The 21,935-nt window shown below is 43.4% G+C and carries 19 protein-coding genes and 1 pseudogene; 2 read left to right on the top strand and 18 right to left on the bottom strand.

Annotated elements, in window-relative coordinates; translation table 11 throughout:
- Positions 1–5: 5 nt before the first annotated feature.
- From AC0VYE_RS13315 to AC0VYE_RS13300, 4 genes are all read right to left on the bottom strand, one after another.
- Positions 6–1,595, bottom strand: a complete 1,590-nt coding sequence (locus AC0VYE_RS13315; RefSeq protein ID WP_475448536.1) for an ABC transporter substrate-binding protein — start codon at positions 1,593–1,595, stop codon at positions 6–8.
- A 205-nt stretch (positions 1,596–1,800) separates the two neighbouring features.
- Complete coding sequence (gene nikR / locus AC0VYE_RS13310; RefSeq protein WP_475448534.1) at positions 1,801–2,250, bottom strand: nickel-responsive transcriptional regulator NikR; 450 nt, start codon at positions 2,248–2,250, stop codon at positions 1,801–1,803.
- Positions 2,251–2,281: 31 nt separating this feature from the next.
- Entirely contained in the window at positions 2,282–2,599 is a 318-nt protein-coding gene (locus AC0VYE_RS13305) for a Dabb family protein (RefSeq protein ID WP_083682390.1), read from the bottom strand.
- Positions 2,600–2,698: 99 nt separating this feature from the next.
- A complete protein-coding gene (locus AC0VYE_RS13300) occupies positions 2,699–3,802 on the bottom strand; it encodes a glycoside hydrolase family 172 protein (protein WP_475448532.1) in 1,104 nt (367 codons plus the stop codon).
- A 120-nt stretch (positions 3,803–3,922) separates the two neighbouring features.
- On the opposite strand from AC0VYE_RS13300, the gene AC0VYE_RS13295 reads away from it, so the two are divergent.
- Positions 3,923–4,792 carry a helix-turn-helix transcriptional regulator gene (locus AC0VYE_RS13295; protein ID WP_475448530.1) on the top strand — a complete coding sequence of 290 codons (870 nt, stop codon included), beginning with the start codon at positions 3,923–3,925 and terminating at the stop codon, positions 4,790–4,792.
- An 82-nt stretch (positions 4,793–4,874) separates the two neighbouring features.
- Here AC0VYE_RS13295 and lacZ read toward each other — a convergent pair whose 3' ends face one another.
- The 7 genes from lacZ to AC0VYE_RS13260 all read right to left on the bottom strand — a co-directional run bounded on the left by lacZ (position 4,875) and on the right by AC0VYE_RS13260 (position 15,614).
- Positions 4,875–7,907 (bottom strand): beta-galactosidase, LacZ type, encoded by a 3,033-nt coding sequence (lacZ, locus tag AC0VYE_RS13290; protein ID WP_475448528.1) that lies wholly within the window; start codon positions 7,905–7,907, stop codon positions 4,875–4,877.
- 77 nt (positions 7,908–7,984) lie between these two features.
- A complete protein-coding gene (locus tag AC0VYE_RS13285) occupies positions 7,985–8,809 on the bottom strand; it encodes a carbohydrate ABC transporter permease (RefSeq protein WP_076270107.1) in 825 nt (274 codons plus the stop codon).
- Positions 8,802–9,641, bottom strand: coding sequence for a carbohydrate ABC transporter permease (locus AC0VYE_RS13280; protein ID WP_372239025.1), 840 nt, complete (start codon positions 9,639–9,641; stop codon positions 8,802–8,804). The genes AC0VYE_RS13285 and AC0VYE_RS13280 overlap by 8 nt, the downstream gene beginning before the upstream one ends.
- A gap of 189 nt (positions 9,642–9,830) precedes the next feature.
- Entirely contained in the window at positions 9,831–11,132 is a 1,302-nt protein-coding gene (locus AC0VYE_RS13275) for an ABC transporter substrate-binding protein (RefSeq protein WP_076270109.1), read from the bottom strand.
- 174 nt (positions 11,133–11,306) lie between these two features.
- Positions 11,307–13,082, bottom strand: coding sequence for a sensor histidine kinase (locus tag AC0VYE_RS13270; protein WP_475448525.1), 1,776 nt, complete (start codon positions 13,080–13,082; stop codon positions 11,307–11,309).
- A gap of 3 nt (positions 13,083–13,085) precedes the next feature.
- The gene (locus AC0VYE_RS13265) at positions 13,086–14,660 is read right to left on the bottom strand and encodes a response regulator transcription factor (protein WP_475448523.1); all 1,575 of its coding nucleotides are present in this window, start codon (positions 14,658–14,660) and stop codon (positions 13,086–13,088) included.
- 51 nt (positions 14,661–14,711) lie between these two features.
- Positions 14,712–15,614, bottom strand: coding sequence for an ArsR/SmtB family transcription factor (locus AC0VYE_RS13260; RefSeq protein WP_475448520.1), 903 nt, complete (start codon positions 15,612–15,614; stop codon positions 14,712–14,714).
- A 159-nt stretch (positions 15,615–15,773) separates the two neighbouring features.
- Between AC0VYE_RS13260 and arfA the strand changes: the two genes are divergently transcribed.
- Entirely contained in the window at positions 15,774–17,285 is a 1,512-nt protein-coding gene (gene arfA / locus AC0VYE_RS13255; protein ID WP_475448518.1) for an arabinosylfuranosidase ArfA, read from the top strand.
- A gap of 74 nt (positions 17,286–17,359) precedes the next feature.
- Here arfA and AC0VYE_RS13250 read toward each other — a convergent pair whose 3' ends face one another.
- The 7 genes and pseudogenes from AC0VYE_RS13250 to AC0VYE_RS13220 all read right to left on the bottom strand — a co-directional run bounded on the left by AC0VYE_RS13250 (position 17,360) and on the right by AC0VYE_RS13220 (position 21,933).
- Positions 17,360–17,779, bottom strand: a complete 420-nt coding sequence (locus AC0VYE_RS13250) for a GreA/GreB family elongation factor (RefSeq protein ID WP_076270114.1) — start codon at positions 17,777–17,779, stop codon at positions 17,360–17,362.
- A gap of 672 nt (positions 17,780–18,451) precedes the next feature.
- A pseudogene (locus AC0VYE_RS13245) lies at positions 18,452–18,642 on the bottom strand (transposase); the annotation flags it as partial.
- Between the two features lie 435 nt (positions 18,643–19,077).
- On the bottom strand, positions 19,078–19,278 hold the full coding sequence (locus AC0VYE_RS13240; protein WP_475448517.1) for a hypothetical protein: 201 nt from the start codon (positions 19,276–19,278) through the stop codon (positions 19,078–19,080).
- 134 nt (positions 19,279–19,412) lie between these two features.
- Positions 19,413–19,673, bottom strand: a complete 261-nt coding sequence (locus AC0VYE_RS13235) for a hypothetical protein (protein ID WP_076270117.1) — start codon at positions 19,671–19,673, stop codon at positions 19,413–19,415.
- Between the two features lie 173 nt (positions 19,674–19,846).
- On the bottom strand, positions 19,847–20,599 hold the full coding sequence (locus AC0VYE_RS13230) for an SDR family NAD(P)-dependent oxidoreductase (RefSeq protein WP_475448515.1): 753 nt from the start codon (positions 20,597–20,599) through the stop codon (positions 19,847–19,849).
- A 27-nt stretch (positions 20,600–20,626) separates the two neighbouring features.
- A complete protein-coding gene (locus AC0VYE_RS13225; RefSeq protein WP_475448513.1) occupies positions 20,627–21,505 on the bottom strand; it encodes a TolB family protein in 879 nt (292 codons plus the stop codon).
- 221 nt (positions 21,506–21,726) lie between these two features.
- Complete coding sequence (locus tag AC0VYE_RS13220; RefSeq protein WP_475448511.1) at positions 21,727–21,933, bottom strand: hypothetical protein; 207 nt, start codon at positions 21,931–21,933, stop codon at positions 21,727–21,729.
- Positions 21,934–21,935: the final 2 nt, after the last annotated feature.

Below are 21,935 nucleotides of genomic sequence, written 5' to 3'. Positions count from 1 at the left end.
GCCCGTTACTCTTCCCAGCGCCAGCTCTCAATATTGTCCGTTACAGGCCATCCGTGACCATGCGGCTGAATACGCTGCTTTCCGATATTAAGCTTGTCCTTCACGAGAAACAAATGATCAATATTTACGAGCCATGCCCATGGAGCATCGCCTTTTGCACTCAGTCCCGTTTGTCCATCCCATTGCGCTTTTTTCCAATAGGCCAGTGCTTCTTCCTCCGTGCGTGCGTCCAACGCTTGTTCAAACAGTTGATCCACGGTCTGGTTGCTGTAATAACCCGTATTGTAATAGTCAACGCCACTGAATGTGCTGCTGTATAGATTGTACATTTCGAGCGGGTCATGACTTCCCCAGCCTAGCAGCATAGCATTCGAATGCATCAACTTCTCAAGCTCGTCCCAGCTTTTACCTTCAACCAAAATGTGAATGCCGGCAGCTTTCACCATTTCCGCCGCAGCCAGCGCTAACGATTGCCGTGTAACGTCACCTGAAGGATACAGAAGTGTAAACTGTGCTTTTAACTCCCCTTTTTCGACGATACCATCACCATCGCTGTCCACCCAGCCTCCATCCACTAATATTTTTGCAGCTGCAGCAGCATCATTATCCTTGATCTTCGTCTCGTCATTCCACCATGGAAGACCATCATTCGCTGTAAAGGCAGGTGAGCCATGTCCGTCCAAAATGCCATCGACCAGCTGCTGACGATCGATTACCGTATTGATTGCCAGGCGTATTGTTTTATCAGCGGTTACATCATTTCCAATGGGATAACCTTCTTCCGTTTTGCCGCCAGCTTTGACATAGGGGAATGCTATTCCGCGGTTATCTACTGTTTTTACTGCTTCAATCCGCATGCCAGCAACCTTTTGTTTGCTAAACGTGGACGGTATATAAGCAAGATCAACGCTTCCAGCCTTTGCTGCCGCGAATGCGCCGTCTTCATTTAAAAATAAGAAAGTCAGCTTCTGAAAATACGGCTTGTCTCCGTAATAGTTCGCGTTTGCCTTTACGATTAGCTGCTGTCCGCGATCCCATTGTACGAATATAAACGGACCTGAGCCGATCGGGTTTTCCGCATAACTGCTCGAATAAGCATGTTTAGGTACAATACCTGTCGTTATAAGATAATAAACAAATGTCGATTGCGGTTTCTTTAAATGAAACACAACTTCGTTATTTCCTGCTTCTACGTTTGCTAAATTAGTTAGATCAATCGCAGCTCCATTGCTGGCAGCTGTATCGAATGTAAACTTCACATCCTCAGAAGTTAACGGCTTTCCGTCGGAGAATACGACATCCTCCCGCAGCTTGACCGTCCACGACTTGCCATCCTCGCTTACGTGATAGTCAGCAGCCAAATCCTTCACAATATTCAGATCATCATCTCGTTTAAGCAGTGTACTCTGGAATAGCGGAGAGCCGTATCGTCCCCAGCCCTTAATCGGATCAAAACCGGTGTCCGGCTCTGATCCTACTGCAACAATTAGCTCATCTGTTTTGGCAGCGGTGTCTGCCGGCTTCACACTGCTGCATCCTGTGATGATGAATATAACAATGATTGCATAAGTGATAGCTGAAACGATAGTTTTCAACCCAATCCCTCCTGTTGCGTTACATTAAGTAACACGATTATGTGATATTGTAACACGACTTTGATAGAGTTTCATTCTTTTTCTTCAAAATTCGCTCAAAAAACGCCAGAAAAAAAGAGGACCTAACATCGACAGCGTCGATATGTTAGAAATCCTCTTAATTGTACAATCCTATTGAAAAATTCAAATATAACAGCTTCCGATCTCAAGTATGAGTATGCTCTTTGGCAGAATCATGTTTGTCCGCATAAGTAACGGAGAGCTCGGCATAAATGACGCCCTTCTGTGCTTGAATCTGCTGATGCAGCGACCGCAGGCGCGACAGCTGTCCTCTCACGACGATGACCTCCAAGCATTGATCATGGTTTAAGTGGACATGCATGTTGGAAATAATATCGTGATGAAAGCGATGCTGCACCTCCATCAGAACAATGGGTAAATCACTGACATGGTGATCATATACGAGAACAATCGTACCTGCAACATGCTCCTGACCGTTCATTCGGGTTGGCTCAAGCAAGGCTCGCCTAACCAAATCACGAATGGCCTCCGATCGATTATGATAGCCAAGTTCGTCTGTATATCGATCAAATTGATCAATCAGCGGTGCCGGAAAGGACACGCCAAACCGAACCAGCTCTTCCTTTTCAGCCATATGTTCACCCTGCCTGCTTCAGATTCGACATCTAGTTGATCGGTTTATTCAAGATTGGATAATCAACAACGATTACGTTATCAAGCAGCCCGTCCAGCAAACCTACAAAATGCTGATGTGCAGGATGCGGACCGTAGTCGAGCAAAGACTGCTGATCCTTAAAGGTAACTCGCAAGCCCAGTGTGTAACCTTGAATATTATCCGTTTCTGTCGTTGCATTACAGCCTGCAGTCAATTCAATGATGCCTGGAACTTCTGTTTGCAAGGAATAAAGAGCGCTCAGCAGCTCCTGTTCTTTGGTGCTAGAAAGCTTCTCTTTAAACTTAAATGATACGAGATGCTCGTACATATTCGAATAACTCCTTTCTTTTGTAAAATACGACGTTCTCCCTATCATATCATGGACTTCTATTCTATTGTTATCACGAATGTATTCACTGCCTTTTGCTTACCTCGGCCATCGCTCATTAGCCGGGGGCATCTGAGGAAATGGGGCATGCGGCTCCATCTGATACCAATAGGCTACGGATGAGATGTCGTCGGAGCGTTCGAACAGCTTCGTATGGTCGTGACCGATTTGCTGAATCGTCACACGCAGATCGTTTTCAAATCGAATCGGATCGGGCAGATGCCAACGGTACATGCCGTGCATGGGTACATTATGACCATACCACGGGTCGACCTCCGTCGTTTCTTTGTAAAACTTATAGCCCAAATACGCCGTGGAATACGATTCGGGTTCGTTTGTCCGCGTATTGCTGAAACACCATGCGCCTCCCACATAGTCCTCCGTGCCCGTTCCACAAATCGTTGGCCAATCTTGATCGCCATCCATATAAAATTTGATCTCGCCTTCTCCCCACCAGTTCCGCTCAAGTGCTGCCCAAGCTAGGTATGTGCCGATATATTGTCCTGCACCTTTGACATTATCCAGAATCGTATAGTCTTTGCCTATTTCTGTGACCTTCTCACGGCGCCACTGCGCGTGAAAGTACGCTGCATTCTCTGGCAGCTCATCGACGAGCGAATAATTAAACGTATAGAAAAAACCATCAATGTTAGCGGCATGCTGATTTACAATCGTGATTTTCGCCGATTTCCGGAACGGCATTGGAATATAACAGTTCATGCCGCCCGTCGGGACGACAGCAATCGGAAGTGAATGAACGCTTGCTCGCATACCGAAGCCATTGCAGAAAAAATCACCGAGCGGAACGTCCACCGATGGGCTCGTCTCATCATCCCAGTACATGCGCAGAATAAGATCACGAAGCACGTATTGTGCCGCATGCCCTCTGCCCGTTTTGTCCGCGACAGTAATCCAGAAATGTTGAATTACTCCCGTCCCTTGAATATGGGCAAGCGTCACTTCTTCACCTTGACCTAGTGTTATGGCAGGCCTGCCTTTTCTTCCAATGCCCAAGTTGCTCGCTTCTTTACCGCCCTGCCCCTTCTCACCATTCACATTTTCTGCTGAAATGGATCGGGTACGCGCATTCGTGACGAGCGGAGCGGAGGATAAGCCAAATCCTAGTCCGTGCTGCTGCAGCATAGTCCATCACCTCATGTATCAATTATTGTTTATTATCGAGCCTATTATATAATGATAGATATGATTATCCCTTACCTTTTATTGTTAAGTTGTTTATCATAAATTGCTGAGGTGATCGATATGCAGGTCGATAAACTGTCCCCCTATATTCGGGTGGCTATGGACAGTGTGCTGGAGCCTACGTGGAAGATGGATGAGCGGGTTATTTGGGATTATGAGCTGCTATACCTCATGGAGGGTCAAATGCTCGTAACCGTGGAGGATGTTGTCTATCACGGAAAGGCTGGAGACTGCTTCTTCTTTAAGCCCGGGCAAAGACACGCTATTCAAAATATTGGCGGAACGAGAGTTCGCCAGCCCCATGTTCATTTTGATCTGTATGTTCAGCCTGACAGCCAAGATGTTGGCGTTTCCTTTAAACCGCTCCATCAGATGAATACGAAGGAGAAGGGCTGGTTTCGTAATAATGAGCTATCCGCATCACCGTTTCTTATGCCTGCTCATTTTCGCCTTGGAGATCCCTTTCCTTTGGAACAATCGCTCTTCGAATTGATTCGCGAATTCGAAACGAAACCTCCCTTTTATGAGATCCGTATCAAAGGCTGTTTGCTGGCGATTTTGTCCCTCATCATGAGAGAGCAATATTGGGGCAGCAAAACAAAAAGTGATGGACAGCTGGGTCTGCTTACGGATATTCGTTCATACATTGAGCATAATGTGCACCGCTGCATCAAGCTGGATGAGCTGTCTGAGCGATTCCATATAAGCAAATTCCATTTGATTCATTTGTTCAAAAACATGTTTCAGAAAACACCGATTCAATATCATCAGCAGATCCGTATAGAAAAAGCTAAAATGATGATTCAGTTTACTTATTTGCCGATGCAGGATATCGCTGAGCAGCTCGGCTATTCGAACATTCATGCTTTCAGCCGCGCATTCAAAGGGAGTGAAGGCTGCAGTCCTTCCAAGTACCGGCAGGAAAAATAAATAGAGGCTGCCCCTGAAGTAGAACAATCTACATTGGGGACAGCCTCACTTCATTTTACATAATCTTGTTCATAAACATAACTTATACGCGGTGAATATTGAATTCAAACGCCATCTCTTGATTTGCTGGAATGAGATATTCGTCATGGACTGGCGCACCCCAGCTGTCGTCACCGCCAACACCCATTTGTCTGCCGGCTACGGTAACTACCGTATAATGCACGTTCGGCAGCTCGTAGTGATGGCTGGCACTTTCAAGCTCAAATGCTGTATAAGGCGAAATATTGCATTCTACCGGCTGCGATGCAGGCGCTGAAATTCGAATGCCGCGACCATAATCATTCGTAATATTTACACGGCGAACGCCCGTGCGATTACCTGATTCTTGCGGCACGACATAGCCGGATACATTGTCTGCGGCATTGTTGCTGAACTCACAAAGCTTAGCGCCAAATGCCCGGTCAATGTAGTTCTCTTCCGGCCCCATGGCGTACCAATCCAAATGGCTATAATCTGCGGGAACCTTGAATGATAATGCGAATATTGGCAGCTTCGGCAGCCCTTCCGCTCCATTGTAGCGGGATTTGACGTTCAAGCTGCCGTCTGCGAACACGGTATACGCTACGGTGACAAGCACTTCCGAGCTAATGCTCAGCTTGTACTGGAAGGTAACAGTTGCACTTCCAGACTGCTCGGTAAGTTCAACTTGAGTACATTTGCGTGTCAGGCTTGCCGCAAACCATACGCCGGAATCGAAGCCGAGCGAGAAACCTTTATCGTTATCCGTTGTTGCACGCCAGAATAATGGCGCCGGCGGGATAGCAATCATCTCTTTGCCCGCATAATTGACCGATGTGAGCGTGCCTGCCTGCTTCGAGAACATGATGCTGAAATCGCGGCCATGCATGCCAATGTTAACATCACCTTCGACAACTCGAAGCGAACCTTCCGGATGCACGGCTTCCGCACGATTTTCCACTAAAAACACAAATTGTCCGAAGGAAATCTCATAGCCAGCTTGTGCCCATAAATGATCTTCTTTCAATGTGAGCGCAGCATGCAGTACATATTCCCCTTGCTCCGCTGCCTCAGGAAGCTCAAGCTTCACATATGATTCGCTTTGTGCAGCCACATCAACGGATAATGTACTGCGGAATATTTCTTTCCCGTCAAGATGGAGGCAAACAACTAAATCATATGCATCCGTACCCTCGAACAGATTCTCATTCTTAATCGTCACGCCATGGCGATCAGGAATAAGCTTCAAGTTCTGATAAAGAAATTTTACTTCCTGCATCTTCGGCGATTCCTTACGATCCGCATAAACAATACCATTCGTACAGAAGTTATAATCCGTCGCGCGATCATCGAAGTCTCCGCCGTAAGCAAGAAACTCTTTACCATAGCGGTCCTTCTTCACGATTACCTGGTCAATATAGTCCCAAATGAAGCCGCCTTGATACATCGGATACTTTTGTTCAAGCTCCGTGTATTTATGCATGCCGCCTACTGAGTTGCCCATAGCATGCATATATTCACAGCTAATATATGGCTTTTGCGGGTCATCGTTCAAATACTCTTCGATATCAGCGGGCTTAGCATACATCCGGCTCTCCATGTCGCTTGTGTCGTTATATTTGCGGTTATGGAATACACCTTCATAATGAACTAAACGGCTAGGGTCCGTCTCGCGGAAGTAATTCGATACGTTCAAGAGCACCTCACCAGCATAAGCTTCATTGCCCACTGACCAAATGAGAATAGACGGATGGTTCTTATCGCGTTCAACCATGGAAATCGCACGGTCCATAACGATTGGCTGCCATTCCGGCTTGTTTTCCGGGATGTTCCACGAAGGCTCAACTGCGCCCATTTTCTGCCACGAGCCATGCGTCTCCAAATTCATCTCATCGATGACATATACGCCATAAATATCACATAGCTCATACCATAACGATTGATTCGGATAATGAGAGGTTCTCACCGCATTCAGATTGTTGCGCTTAAGCGTAGCAATATCCCAAAGCATATCATCCTTCGAAATCGCTCTTCCTTTGCGGCTATTGAATTCATGGCGGTTAACGCCCTTAAATACGATACGCTTGCCGTTTAGATGCATGATTTTATTGATCATTTCAAATTTGCGGAAGCCAACCCTTTGAGGAATCGCTTCAATGAGATGACCTGCTTGATCATAAGCCGTAATATAAAGCATATACAAATAAGGTTTTTCTGCACTCCAAGGGATCACTACACCTGCATCCAATGAAAGGGTTAAGGATGAACCTTCGACCGAATCAGAGGAAACCGTCGCAACAGATAAACCGTCTGCATCCTTTAGTTCCATCCTTATTCTCGATGGCTGCTGCCCTTCGAGTTTCATATCGGCTTGAATACTGCCAGTAGTATAGTCATCATTTAAATCTGCATGTACAAATAGGTCACGGACGTGGATACTTGGAACGGAATACAAATAAACATCACGGAAAATGCCTGAGAAACGCCAGAAGTCCTGATCTTCCAGCCAGCTGCCTGTACTGCGCTGATAAACTTCAACCGCAAGCTTGTTTTCGCCATCTACCAAATAAGGCGATAAATCAAACTCCGCTGGCGTAAAGCTGTCCTCGCTGTATCCAACAAATTTACCATTCAACCATACATAAAACGCTGACTCCACACCTTGAAACGAAATGTAGACTGGTTTTTGCTGCATATTAGCTGGTACCTGAAAATATTTAACGTAGCTGCCGACAGGGTTATGATCCTCCGGAATAGCTGGCGGACGAATATCATGATGACCGTCCCAAGGATACATCGTGTTTACATATTGCGGTTTGCCGTAACCCTGCATTTGGATATGTCCCGGCACGTTAATATCTCCCCAGCTATCGCAAACATAATCCAATTGGTAGAATCGCTCTGGACGATCCTCCGGTTTCACGGCATAGCTGAATTTCCAGCTTCCGTTTAGATCATAGCGAAGTGCCATTTGGTCATCAGCGGCTGCTTCCTCTATTGATTCGTAATAGCGATGATCAGAATGTGCTGGCAGCCGGTTCACAGCAAATACGCTTAAATCGGTAAGCCAATTTATCGTCGGTTTCATTTCATTCATTTTATTTTCCCCTTAAATGGATTTAAAAGTCAGGCGGGCTGCGGTGAAACAAGCAGCCCGCCTGACTCTGATTATGCTTATTTTACTGAACCCGTCATCCCTGCTACGAAATGCTTCTGCATTAGGAAAAACACTAGCGCAGTTGGAATCGTGGATATAACGATCGCTGTCATAATAATGCCGTAATCCGGTGAATAGCTCGATCCTAGATTGGATATAAGCATCGGAATTGTTTTCTTCTCCGGCGATTGCAATACAATGAGCGGCCATAAGTAGTTGTTCCAGCTCGACATGAACGTAATAATTCCTGCCGCTGCATAGGTCGTTTTCATTGTAGGCATGAAGATACGGAAGAAAAGACTGATTTCGTTAAGCCCATCAATTCGACCCGCCTCCAGCAGCTCCCGCGGAAACATCTTCGTGTTCTGACGGAAGAAGAAAATAAGAAACGCTGTGGTAAAGGTCGGAAGAACTACACCAGACAACGTGTCTATGCCGAGAAAGGGTACAGCTTGCGATATGCCTGCAAACATTTGATACAACGGCACCATGATAGCCGCAAAAGGAATCATCATGGATAACAGCAGGATGTTAAATACAACATCCTTTGCTTTGCTCTTATAAATCTCAAAGCCATAACCAGCGAGTGAGGCAATAACCATGGCCAATATGGTTGTTGTGACCGATATTTTTGCCGAGTTCAACAATGCTGGAACAATATCTACCGTCTCAAATAACTGACTTAAATTTTCAAACAGCTGGCTGCCGGGAAGCAATCTTCCCTTCGTTACGTCAGCCGACTTATTCGTAGCGCTGATAATCATCCAAAGAAATGGAAAGATGGACACGAACGCAGCGACACTTAGAAAAATATAAACAAAGATGCGTTTTAATTTATCCATTTTTATCACCTGCCGCTTTAAACTGTACAAATGCCAATATGATGATCATGATGACGATGGAATACGACACGGTTGCAGCATAGCCGAAATCGGACGAATACTTGAATGACAAATTGTAAATATATTGCGAAATGGACATCGACGCATTACCTGGTCCACCCTTCGTAATATTGACAACTTCATCAAACAGCTGCAAGGTTCCGATCGTTGAAGTAATGGATGTAAACAATATGATCGGTTTAAGCAATGGCACCGTAATGCCAAAAAACTGTCTCGTAGAGGAGGCGCCATCAATTTTTGCTGCCTCATAAATCGAGTGATCAATATTTTGAAGCGCGGACAAGTAGAAAATCATATTGTAGCCAGTCCAGCGCCATGTGATTGCAATGATAACTGTTATTTTCGCCCAGAAAGGGTCCGTGATCCATTGAATCGGTGTCGAGACCAAATGGAGATTAGTCAGCATTTTATTGACCAATCCGTCTGTAGCAAACAAGTATTTAAAAATAACGGAATAAGCAACGAGTGAGGTAACGGCCGGTAAAAATATTGCCGTACGGAAAAAACCTTTAAATTTCAGCTTGCTGTCATTTAGCAATACAGAAATAAACATAGCCAAAACAATCATAACGGGTACTTGAATAATCAAATAAATAAATGTGTTTTTAACGGCAGTCAAAAACGTTTTATCGCTGAATAGCCGAACGTAGTTATCAAAACCTGTAAATGATAGATTCATACCTTTTCCGGATTTAAACGATAAAATGAGCGCTTGAATCATCGGATAGAAATAGAACGCCGCAATCATAATGACGGCTAGTATAACGAACATCCATCCAGTTAAGTTGGCTCTCGTGCGAATACTCACGCCAGGCCTCGCTGCTTTCACGTTAGCCTAACCCCTTTCTTTACGGAAAAAATAAAACCTTTAGACTCCTCCAGCTCCTGCTGCCGGAAGCCGAACATGCGAATCAGGAGTAGGAGAAGCCCCAGGTTTTATTCACTTGCCGTATGCTCTGATTTATTTAACTTGCGTTTCTGCTTGTGCTTGAGCATCGCTTAGTACTTTATCGATTGTTTTGCCGCCTAAGAAATTTTGCATTTCTACAACGAGAATGTCTTCAATCGCGTACGTGTGCATGCCGTAGTTCACTTTTGGAATTTTTTCTGTCCATTTAGCGAAATCTTCAATGACCTTTTGTCCGCCGAAAAATTCATCCGCTTGCTTGTACGCATCGCCAGCAGCTGCTGCTTTAAGAGTACCGATTGCGCCAATCTCTGTTACAAGCTTCTGATAAAGATCTACATCCGAACCAAAAGTTTGTTTCAAGAATTCTGCCGCTGCTTCTTTGCCGTCAACGTTCATGACATACCATGAGCTGCCGCCAAGGTTAGAAGCATTTACGGAATTCGGGTTGTTCGTTAGTTTAGGGAATGGCACGACTGCCCATTTGCCGGACTGTGATGCTTCAGCCTTAACGGAAGCTGTAATCCAGTTGCCGGTAGGGATCGTTGCTACATCACCGCTATTGAATCCACCAACAAATTGGCTCCAGTCAGAAATAACCTTCACAATGTCAGCGTTCATAATTTCTTTGTATGTTTCAAAAGCTTCTTTAAGCGCTTCGTTGCCTGCTAAATTAGGTGTAGTGCCGTCTTCCTTCAAGTACCATGAGCCAGCAGATTGGATCATCATGCGAATGAGTCCAAGGTCATTCGGATCTTGTGTAAGAAGTGCTTTGCCTGTTTTGGCTTTCACAGCTTTACCGATCTCGATAAACTTCTTCCAGTCAATATCTTGAAGGTCAGCTAGCTTATAGCCGGCTTCTTCTAAGTAATCTTTTCTTACGTACAAGCCTGCAGCGCCCGTATCAAATGGTACGCCGTATTGCTTGCCATCTAGGCTAGTTGGCCCGATTTTGTAATCGGCAAAGTCGCCTGGCTTAATGAAATCTGTTAATTCGAAAAATGCTTCTGGGTAAGCTTGCAAGAAGCTTTGTGCACGATAATCTTCAATCAACACGATGGTTGGCAAGCTTTTTGTTGTACCTGCGTTCAAACCAGCATTCAATTTTTGAATAATATCCGCTTGCGCATTTTCAACGATGTTGACTTTTAAAGTGGAATCCGGATTTTTTGCTTTGTAGGCTTCGCTTGCGCGCTCCATAGCACCGATGTTAAAAGCTTTATCCCACGCCCATACTGTAATTTCCTTCGTCCCCTCAGCAGGTGTACCGCCATTGTTAGGAACATTGTTTTCTTTACTAGAACATGCGGTCAGCAGTACGAAGCTGGCCAACATAATTGCAAGTAGTTTTTTCAATTCATTCAACCCCTTGAATACTTATTTGAAAGCGTTTGCCGGCTAACGATTTTAATTATATCAACTCGATAAATTGACCCGTTAGCAATATATTTGTGTGCTTTTGTCATTCTATTGTTACCTTTCCAATCGTTATTATGTAATTGTGATTTATTTTGTTTATTGGTATTTTTTTTAGGAGGATTTTAGCGGAAGCCTAATTTTCACTCGTGTTCCCTCACCGATATCACTCACAATTTCAACGCCAAATTCCTCTCCGTAGAGCAATACGATCCGATCTTGAACGTTTCGAATGCCAATTCCAGAGAAAAAATGGCTGCCGCTGCTCGAGCTGTTGTCCTGATTTTCATGGTCATAATCCTTCATGCCAACCCCATTGTCGACGACTTCAATCACTAATGCATTATCCTCGCGCGAGAAAAGCACATAAATATGACCGTCATTTCGCTCTTGGAAGGCGTGAAAAAAGGCATTTTCAATAAATGGCTGGATGATGAGCTTCGGCAAATGATACCCATAACAATCATTCGAAACAAAATAATTAACGACAATTTGCTCGCCGTAACGAACATGGTTAATGAAAACGTAATGTTTTAAATTAACGAGCTCTTGCGCTACGCTGATTGTCTCGCTGATGTTGCTTACTGTATTTTGCAATAATGAAATAAGTGAATTGATCGTGGCTGCTGCTTTTTCCTTGTTGCCCTGCTGCACTAATATTTTGACGGATGCTAACGTGTTATAAAGAAAATGAGGATTAATTTGCATTTGCAGCGCTGAAAGCTCTGCATTGCGCTGATCCTTCTGCGTTTGAATCAGCTGCTTAATATAATCATTTAGTTCATCCAACATATAGTTGTAAGCATTTCCGAGCTGCTTAATCTCATAGCTGCCTGTGACGTTAATATAATTATCGAAGTGATTGGCAGTAATAACCGACATTTGTCTAGCCAGCATCGTCAACGATTTCGTCAATCTTCTAGAAATAAGAAATACGATAATAAGTGCACTGAAAACAATGGCAATGCAAATAAGCGCGACAGTCTTAAAATCAACCATCTCGCTGAGCACTGCTTGCTTGTCGATTAAATTAACGAGGTAAAAATCATAAACAGGGAGATATTGAGACAGCACCAAGTTGCTTTTCCCCAACACGCTTACATCTTTAAAATCTAATTTTTGCTCGTCAATTTCTTTGGCGTAACCGAGCAGAGCATCTTCTTGTTTTCCTATAAGCTCATGACGATTGCTTGAAACGACCAAACCAGATCGATCCAAAATAACAACATCGTTGCCTCTGCTTGTGAAGCTTGAATAAAACCGTTTAAATTCACTTTCCTTTATTGCAAAATAAACAATGCCGTATTTTTTTGCGCTCGTTTTTTCCATAAGTGCCCTTGATGCAACAATGATCGGATCTTCTGCTGACGTATCAGCCATGTTCTCAATATCCAACTGATAGATTAACCGCTTTGGCGCGACTAGCGTATTCTCGGTTAAGCGGCTATTTCTAAGCTTCTCCAAGGAACTTGGCCAATAATAGCTGTCTGTCGAATGGCTTTTGCCATTAATCCCTGTGATCGTAATGGTAACGGGGTACGCAGCGACATTGGACTGAATCCGTTTCATTTGCATACTGGCCTCATAATAACTGCTAACCGACGAAATTGCGTTTTTGTCCGGCTTTGTGAGGAAACCTTTTATCGAACCATTTTGCAGCACATTATTGGAGGCGGTGACGATCGAATAGTTGAAGGATTCAAAATTCGCTTTAATTTGACTGATGATTTTGGAGTTTGTAATGCTGAAGGTATTCATGAACAGCTTCTCTGACATTTGTATCATGACGGTAGAGGTAAGCAGCGACACGGCAATGATGCTGACAAGCGTAACCGTAAACATTTTTATAAATAGGCCGTGATATTTAAATTTGTCCAAAAAAACTCTCATAACCTAATCCCTCTTCTTGCCCATGTATTGTTTTCTATAATGACTAGGCGACAGACCCGTCAGCTTCTTAAATACTTTCGTGAAATAACTGTGATCTGAATAACCAACCATGCCGCTAATCTCAGAAATGGACGCTGCGTCTTGCTGCAGCAGCTCAGCCGCTTTCTCCACTCTGATTTTATTCAAATATTCACTAAAACCTTCTTTGTTATGCGCTGTGAAATAACTAGACAAATACGATGGATTAAAATGAAAATGCTTGGCGATCTCCGTCAGACTAAGCGGCTCAGTGTAGTTCTCCCGAATAAATTGCAGCAGCAGCGTCATATTCGGATTGCTGCTTGCTGCGCCTCTCACCTGAACCACGTCATTCACTTCGTTAATAAATGCTTGTAAGAGCGCAGCTGCCTCGTTAACATGAGAAGATTCACCAATGGATTTGAAATAGGCGTACTTCGTTTCATCTAGTTTTTTCATCGCTGGGTCAAGGCGGCCCAATAAAATCGTTATATTAAAAATGACATTTCCTAAGAAGGATTTAAACTCGAAAACATCGGTTTTATATTGGCTTGAACGGCTATTCACATAATGGAGCAGTTCGCCAAACGCTTCATCGAACTGCCGTCTGTTCAAAAGCTCAGTAAATTGATTCATGTTGAAAACATCAATTTCATCCGAGGTTTTTGGAAGTTCGCCATGTACGATCAAACGATTGGTGGACGGAAGAAAGTAACGGTAAGAGTTTAATTTCAGAAAACTGTTCTTGTAGTTCGAACCAAGCTGTCTCAAATCATCAAATGTCTCACCGATCGTCCAACCAATCTCTTTCAGCCGCTCTCCCGTCCAAGCAGCAAGCTCTCTGCCTGCTCTTACCAAGCTATGCTGCTCGCTTTGATCCATATTGACGAGTAGTGCTGCCAAATTAGGTTCTACCGGCAGTGCAAAATAAACCGCCTGCGGACATTCGCTGCTGAGCACCGCTTTCATTTTGTCGAGCCAATAGGAATCATCATATCTTTCCCTGCTCATGCTGTTTAGAGACTTCAAATCTGCCCCAATCAGCCGATAGCTGTTATGCGGAAATGCTTCTGCAAGGACGTGGTCATCCACATCGATTTCGTAACCGGATATTAGCTTCTCTACAATATGTTTAACGGATAAAGCCTCGTTAGTTGATTCCACTAGCTTCAGAGACGGAATTTTTTGCGCCGTTCGTTTCACCGTGTCTAATAGCTGAATAGCTTCAAGCTTAGGTTTTAAAATATAATCGACTACGCCGCTTTGAAAGGTCGATCTCACATAATCAAACTCGCCATAACTGCTCAATATGATGACTTCAATCTCTGGATATCTTGCCTTTATTGCACGAGTTAACTCTTCTCCGCCCATTACAGGCATAACGATATCAGTGATCACAATATGAGGCTCGACACGCTCGATCAGCTCAAGCGCCTCTTTTCCATTGGATGCCTCTCCTACAATCTGGAAGCCCTCCTGCTCCCAATTCAACAGATGCTTAATTCCCTGCCTGACTAATAGTTCGTCATCTACAATAACAACACGACATGAAATTTCCATTCGTAAACCTCCGCCATCCCCGTCATTTTTTTCTGTCAAATAAGAAGGCAATCATTCATAATAGCTGCGAATAACAATATCTTGGTCATAATTCCCGAATCCTTTTCCATAAAGGGTGAGACCGCCGCGGCCCTGCGATGTATCATCCGCACTTATGCGGAATGTCCACTGTGAACGATTCCATGATACATCATCAATTGTCATATCAGAAATTTGCTGACCATCGATAAAGGAACCTTTTTTATTTATTCGAAGCACCTTTAATAGGCCATACTGATTAACGTCAGAATGCCACCAATCTGGTGAATAACGGCCTCTCATCCGGCCGAAGTCGCCAGGACTCGTCCACATGCCAAGCTTTTGCTCATTCAGAGCAAATTGAATATCTGACGGCCAATTCTCATTGACATAGGGTGCCTCTGATCCAATTTCAAATGATATTTCAATTTCCTGTACGACCTGATCCTTAAATAAATAATTAGGAATTTTGTATTCAACAAAACCTCTAGTGAACCATAAAATCCCTGCTTGAACACGCTCAGGATCCATAAAATAAGTGGGCATGTCATAATGCCCAATCATCTTCTCCTTGGATACTATGCCGCAGGTCGGAGCAGCTTCAATATCTGTATAATGTCCAACCGGCATGGACACTTCCTTATATTTTCTAGAACTCTCTGCATATTTAGACAGTTTAACTTGGAGATACTCCGTCGACAAGGAGCAATATTTATAAGTGCCTCCATTTATTCTGCGCATTCTATAACTAACGAGGCCGGCATTTTGCAGCTTGTTGACATGGGTGCTTACAATTGCGCTGCTCAAATACAGCTCTGCAGCAAGCTCCTTTATATGCATCTCTTTGTTGTTCAGCAAATCAATAATTTGCAAGCGCACTTCGCTCGCAAGCGCTTCGTATACTCGCAGCGACGCTGCATCGGTTGATAAATACATCTGAAACTCACCCGCTTTTACAATTAGTAATTTAGTTAATCCTAAAGCATTTCGCAACAATCGTATTGAATGTATTTATTTATTATGATAAATATTAAATATTAAATCAACAAATATGAATTAGTTAATATATTAATTCAATTAGGAGGAAAATTAATTATGTCTATGAAATCTACCATGCATATTGATAAAAACTTCACACTTTCCGCAGTCGACCCACGGCTCTATGGATCATTCATTGAGCACTTAGGCAGAGCGGTATATGGCGGAATTTACGAGCCCGGCCACCCTACCGCAGATGAAAACGGCTTCCGCAGCGACGCGTTGGAGGCCATTCGCTCTTTAAATGTGCCGATTATACGTTATCCAGGAGGAAATTTTGTATCCGGCTATAATTGGGAGGATGGCGTCGGGCCTAAATCCGAGCGCAAACGTCTTCTTGATCTTGCATGGTGGACAACAGAAACGAATGAAGTAGGAACAAACGAATTTGCAGATTGGGCGAAGCTTGTCGGCTCAGAAGTGATGATGGCTGTAAATCTTGGAACACGCGGCATTGATGCGGCTAGAAACCTTGTTGAATATTGTAACCATCCATCAGGGTCTTACTACAGCGATCTTCGCATTTCGCATGGCTATAAAGAGCCTCATAAATTTAAAACATGGTGCTTAGGGAATGAGATGGACGGACCTTGGCAAATCGGAGCAAAAACTGCTGTGGAATATGGAAGACTTGCGAATGAAACGGCCAAAGCAATGCGCTGGGTCGATCCATCTATCGAGCTTGTTGCTTGTGGCAGCTCTTCCAGCGGCATGAGCACTTTCGCGGAGTGGGAAGCAACCGTGCTTGACCTTACCTATGATCAAGTGGACTTCCTATCGCTTCATACGTATTACAACAATAACGAAAACGATTCCTCCAACTTCTTGGCAAAATCGCTTGATATGGATCAGTTCATTTACAGCGTAACAGCCATTTGCGACTATATGATGGCAAAGAAACGGAGCAAGAAAAAGCTGATGCTCTCGCTTGATGAGTGGAATGTATGGAACTCGATCGGCTCAAGCCGAGCAGAAGAGCTTTGGCAAGTTGCTCCACCTGAATTCGAGGATGTGTATACACTAGAGGATGCACTGGCTGTAGGATGCTTCCTAATCACACTGCTCAAACATGCGGACCGCGTAAAAATGGCATGTATCGCTCAACTGATTAATGTCATCGCCCCAATTATGACAGAGACCGGCGGGCCATTATGGCTGCAAACGACCTATTATCCTTATCTTCACGCTTCCGTTTATGGAAGAGGAACCGTGCTTCATCCGATTATTTCATCACCGAAATACGATTCCAAGGATTTCACTGACGTTCCTTATTTAGAAGCAATCAGCGTTTTTAATGAGGAGCTAGGCGAAATTACTATTTTCGCCGTCAATCGTCATTTGTCTGAAGGGCTTGAGCTTGATGTAGATGTGCGCAGCTTCGGCGATGTGAGCATTATCGAGCATATCGTTTTGGAGCATGATGATTTGAAAGCCAATAATACGAAAACGAACCCAAGCAACGTCGTACCTCATAACCGCGGCACTGCCAGAGCTGATAATGGAAACGTTAAAGCGATGCTCGGCAAAGCATCTTGGAACGTGATCAGACTTCAAACTAACAGAGGTTAATTTTGCCTCTCAGAATGATAGAAAACATACTAAAAAACCGCCGAAGCTATAGCTTCAGCGGTTTTTTTCTGGTTCTATTGAATATGAAGCATTCGCATTCGCATAGCTCCAGCTGGCGTCTCAACCGATATAATATCTTCTATGCGGCTCATCAGCAGCTGTCTTCCGACAGGAGAGAGGAACGAAATGTTGTTCTGCTCCGGATCTGCATCATGCGGATAAACAATTTTGAACGTATCTGAGGTAGCATCATCCAAATAAGAAATGGTAACCTCGCAGCCTATAAATACGGTTGATGGCAAACGCTCATCCGATGATTTCAGCTCTTTCTCAACAAACTGTACATATTCGGTAATAAATTGATAGATTTGCTTTCGCTCTGACTCCTGTTTAGGCGCGTGTGCATCAAGAAAAGCTTGTTTCTCTTCACCCAAAACTACGAGCTGAAGCCTTAGCTGATCTCTAAGGGTATCTAAGGGAAGACTATGGTTCATAGTATACTTCACCCCCTAAAGACGTATTGCGCAGCGGCAAGGTTTCGACGATGATTCGCATCATTTGCTGCTTCCTCCTTATAAAAATATAGGCCTCTAAGAGTAGAGGCCTTGCTCCCATATTATCAGACTTCAATCAGAAGTCCAATCTCTAGTTATAATTGATTGAACCATTGCATTAACCTAGCGCTTCTCAATCCTCATTTGTCTCGCAAGGCAGCAGCACAAGCATTGTATAAGGGAGTTTCATATTGTATAGAAGACTACTAGGAAAGGAGCTGACAATATTGTCTTGCAGACCATTTTGTCCGACAGTCCGGGTATATGATCCTCCAGTAACGGTTACCAGAGATGTTTTCCATCCACAAATCGTAGAGGTAGTTCATCAAGTAAATGTTGTTACACGTCATCACTGTGTTCCTTGTGAAAAACACCTTTATCAATACTGCTATGTTGATGAAAATCAAGTAGGTGGCGAACAAGAAAACAGATCAAACCGTTCGCATAAACGCAATAAAAGCGAGAGATCCTATATTTCGAGAGCAAAAAAGAAAAATTCAAAAAAATAGTTGAAAAGCAAAGGGGCTGTCCCATAAGCATCAAGCTCGCTGAGGAATAGCTCGCTTTGAACGGGGGTATTGGTAGCAGTACAGGAGAGCTATTCCTGTACTGCTATTTTTCTATTCTGGTATATGTTTGCTTCATAGGGTTATGGGCAAGCGAAAGCCACCCGACCTCCAGACTTACCTTAGGTAAGCTGCGAAGCAGAAACGCTGGAATCCTTGGTTATTCTTTATCTGCCCTAAAATACTTTCGGTTTCAATCATTCGTCTTACCGACAGCGAATTTCCTTCCTCGCTATTTCCCTTGCTTGCTGATTGTAGCGCATAATAACTCAGACTGACCATATCCAGCATCAGCGATGATCGTCATATGATTGTAATGTGCGCGAACCGATAGTGGAGAGTAAATAAGTGTAAAAGTGCACCTGTTTTTAACAAACAAGATTGGAATGTTGCAACTAGGTGTACTAATACCTCTAATTGATCAGATTTGAAGAAAATTTGGTTAAATAAGTGCATTTCTGCACTTAGATGAAGATGCTGCAGGCGCTGCCGCAAAAGTCTTTGCATCAGGAAAACATTCCCGTTTTCAAATGAAAGGACTTCAAATTCCACTGTATAGTGGATCTTGAGGTCCTTTTTCTCGATGAAAATAAGTTCTAAGTAGTGCTCAAAAAATCGCAAAATGACTTTTGAGACAGCCCCTTTGTTCATTTTTACATAGAAATGGCGCATTTAAGGTGTTGTAACATCATCGTTTGTTATGGCATCATCCGTCGAATCAGGGGTGTTATTGGCGCCGTCTTCAATCACGTTGCTGTTGCCATTGTTATTAACATCCTTATCATTATTGCAAGCGGAAGCGGTGAAAATAACAACGATACTCATCATCGTTATCAAAAGCAATTTATTAAGCTTTTTTGTAGGTTTATTCATGCTCAGTGCTCCCTTCAGCTTCGTTGTAAGATTATTCTTAAACAATACTTACCCCGCAGGAAATAATTGAATCAACAAAAAAAGACCGGAATCGGTCTCTTTTCTTTGAAATCGCCTATGAAAACGATATAGAGTCAATAAAAAGATCCTTTGCGCATCTCAGTAAAATGAAATAATCCAGATCGATGATTCGATTCTCTTACCTTGTCGATCATTTCGCACAAGCTTACCATCGTATCCGTATCTCTTGTTGATGAAGCGATCTGATACAGCGTGTTAAAGCTTCCTAAAGCATTCTCTTTATTAACTGCCCCGCTCTTCAAATTACTTAACACTCGTTCGCTCTCACTGTTAATGAACCAAACTATCCGCTTTCTGAAATTCGAATTAGTCATGAGCAACCCTCCGCTGTCAATAAAATAGCACCTGTTTAGTATAGCTTCATGCATAATAAAACGTTGTCGAAGTAAGAAGTCGAAAAAAAATATTTCACAACAAAAATCCCGCTCCTTCACGGTTAGTGAGAAGAGCAGGAATATTGTCATGCTACTATTAGCATATATTCGTTCTAAATGATGTATGGTTTCGCTGCCATTTGTTCAGCTTTTGCAACTGCATCTTCTAATGTCATTCCTACAAAATTTTGCGCATGAAAGAATCTACCACTTTTCTTATCATCTACAAAGGCACCAACTGCAATACCAGGAATAACAGTGTCTACTGAGCTAGGTGCATGAGGGCCTCCCAGGTCCGTTCTGCACCAGCCTGGATCTGTTATATTAATCATGACGTTGGTTCCTTCCAGTCTGGAAGCCAAATCCTTCGTAAATTTATCAAGAGCGGCTTTACTTGCAGCATAACCTGCCTGCTCCGGCTCATTTTTAATACCGCTTGTCGTATTAATGACACGTCCAAATCCACGTTCAATCATCTTGGGAATTAAGCGGTGACAGATCGTTGCTATTGAAATGAAGTTAATACGGAAGCTCATCTCAAAATCTTCAATGGGTGTTTCCCAGTAATTGGTACGGTAGGCGATTTGAACTGCAGCATTGTTAAAAACGATATCTACAGGAGTATCCTTAGCTTCGATTTCATTAAGCATAGCAACTACTTCTTCATGATTAGCCAGCTCCGCTTGGACGCAATACGCTTCTACACCAAGTGCCTTTACCTCTTGTTCCACCACTTTTGTATGTTCAATATTTCGACTATGCAAAATCAAATTACAGCCTTGTTTGGCCATAAAAATTGCCGTCTGGTAACCTACACCTCTGCTCGCGCCAGTAATTAGCGCCCATTTCCCATTTACGTTAACCATGAATAACTCTCCTTCAAACAAAAATAATTATATAAATTTATAGCTAACAAAAGCGAGCTCCCGGCTATCCGGCGACCAAGAGTTCACATTGATTGTGCCCTGACCGCCAAATAATTCAGAAATGACTGCATGTGGTCCGCCTTTGCTTGGCATTAGACGAATTTCAACATCTTTATTGGCAGGATGATCGTTCGGCTCAACATCACCCTTACGGTAAGTAATATAAGCAACGGATTCTCCATCTGGAGAAACATGTGGAAACCAATTATTGCACTCATCAAATGTCATTTGAGTCTGCTCGCTTCCATCAACGTTCATGCGCCATACTTGCATCAAGCCAGTTCTAGTCGAATTGAACCAAATATGTAGGCCGTCCGGCGAAAATTCCGGTCCATCATCCAGACCTGGCGTAGCGGTCAGCTGTGCTTCAATCCCGCCGTGTGCCGGTATCGTATAAATGTTGTACTGACCATTCCTTTCTGCACAGTAAGCGAGCGAGGCGCCGTCAGGAGACCAGCCGTGCAAATAGCTTGGCGCTAACGGTGTAATTAGGGTAGGCAAACCTTCAGATAATGAGAATATATAAATTCGTGATTTTCCATCCTCCTGCGTGTGATGGCTTACCGCTAACTGTGTATTGTCAGGTGACAAAACATGATCATTGTTGCAATGATTGGCATACCCCGACTCGATCAGCTTGCTTTCCCCAGTTGCTAGCTCAAAGGTGTAGAGCAGACCACCGCTGTTATAAATAAGATGGTTGCCATCTTTGGTCCAGTTTGGCGCTTCAATTAAATGATTAAATTCAGCCAAAACCTTGCGTTCGCCAGTTTTCACATCGATCTTTTCAAGCATGCTGACTAATGTGCGCTTTTCATTATTTTTGGATTCTTGTGCAGCTTCCATCTCATATCTACCGCCTTATATAAGTATAAATTCAAAAATCTGCATTCACATGTATCACGGCACCTCTTTTGTGAACGCGCGTTTATGTATGCTGAAAAATAAATCCTATTTCTTAAATAGGACTTATTTCTATGTTGTTTTGATCATTATGAACACGCGTTAACAGGTACATCATACACAAAACGTGAAATCGCTGTCAATCCTTTTTACTCTCAAACACCTTATTTCATTACATCATCTTTTACTTGTGTCTTCTTATATTCCAGATAACGCATAATGGCCACAGGCAAATTCAAAACACCCATTGCCATCATACTGTATATCGGCCATAAGTCTCGGAAAGTAGGCATATGAACGCCGTTGCCAACAGGTCCAGTTTTGGGCTGACTCGCATCCCATAGCGCGTACCAAAGTAAACACACTGACATTA

The organism is Pristimantibacillus sp. Z349TD_6 (assembly GCF_056173205.1).
The sequence above is the reverse complement of the archived record's forward strand: the minus strand, read 5'-3'. Positions and strand labels throughout refer to the sequence as shown.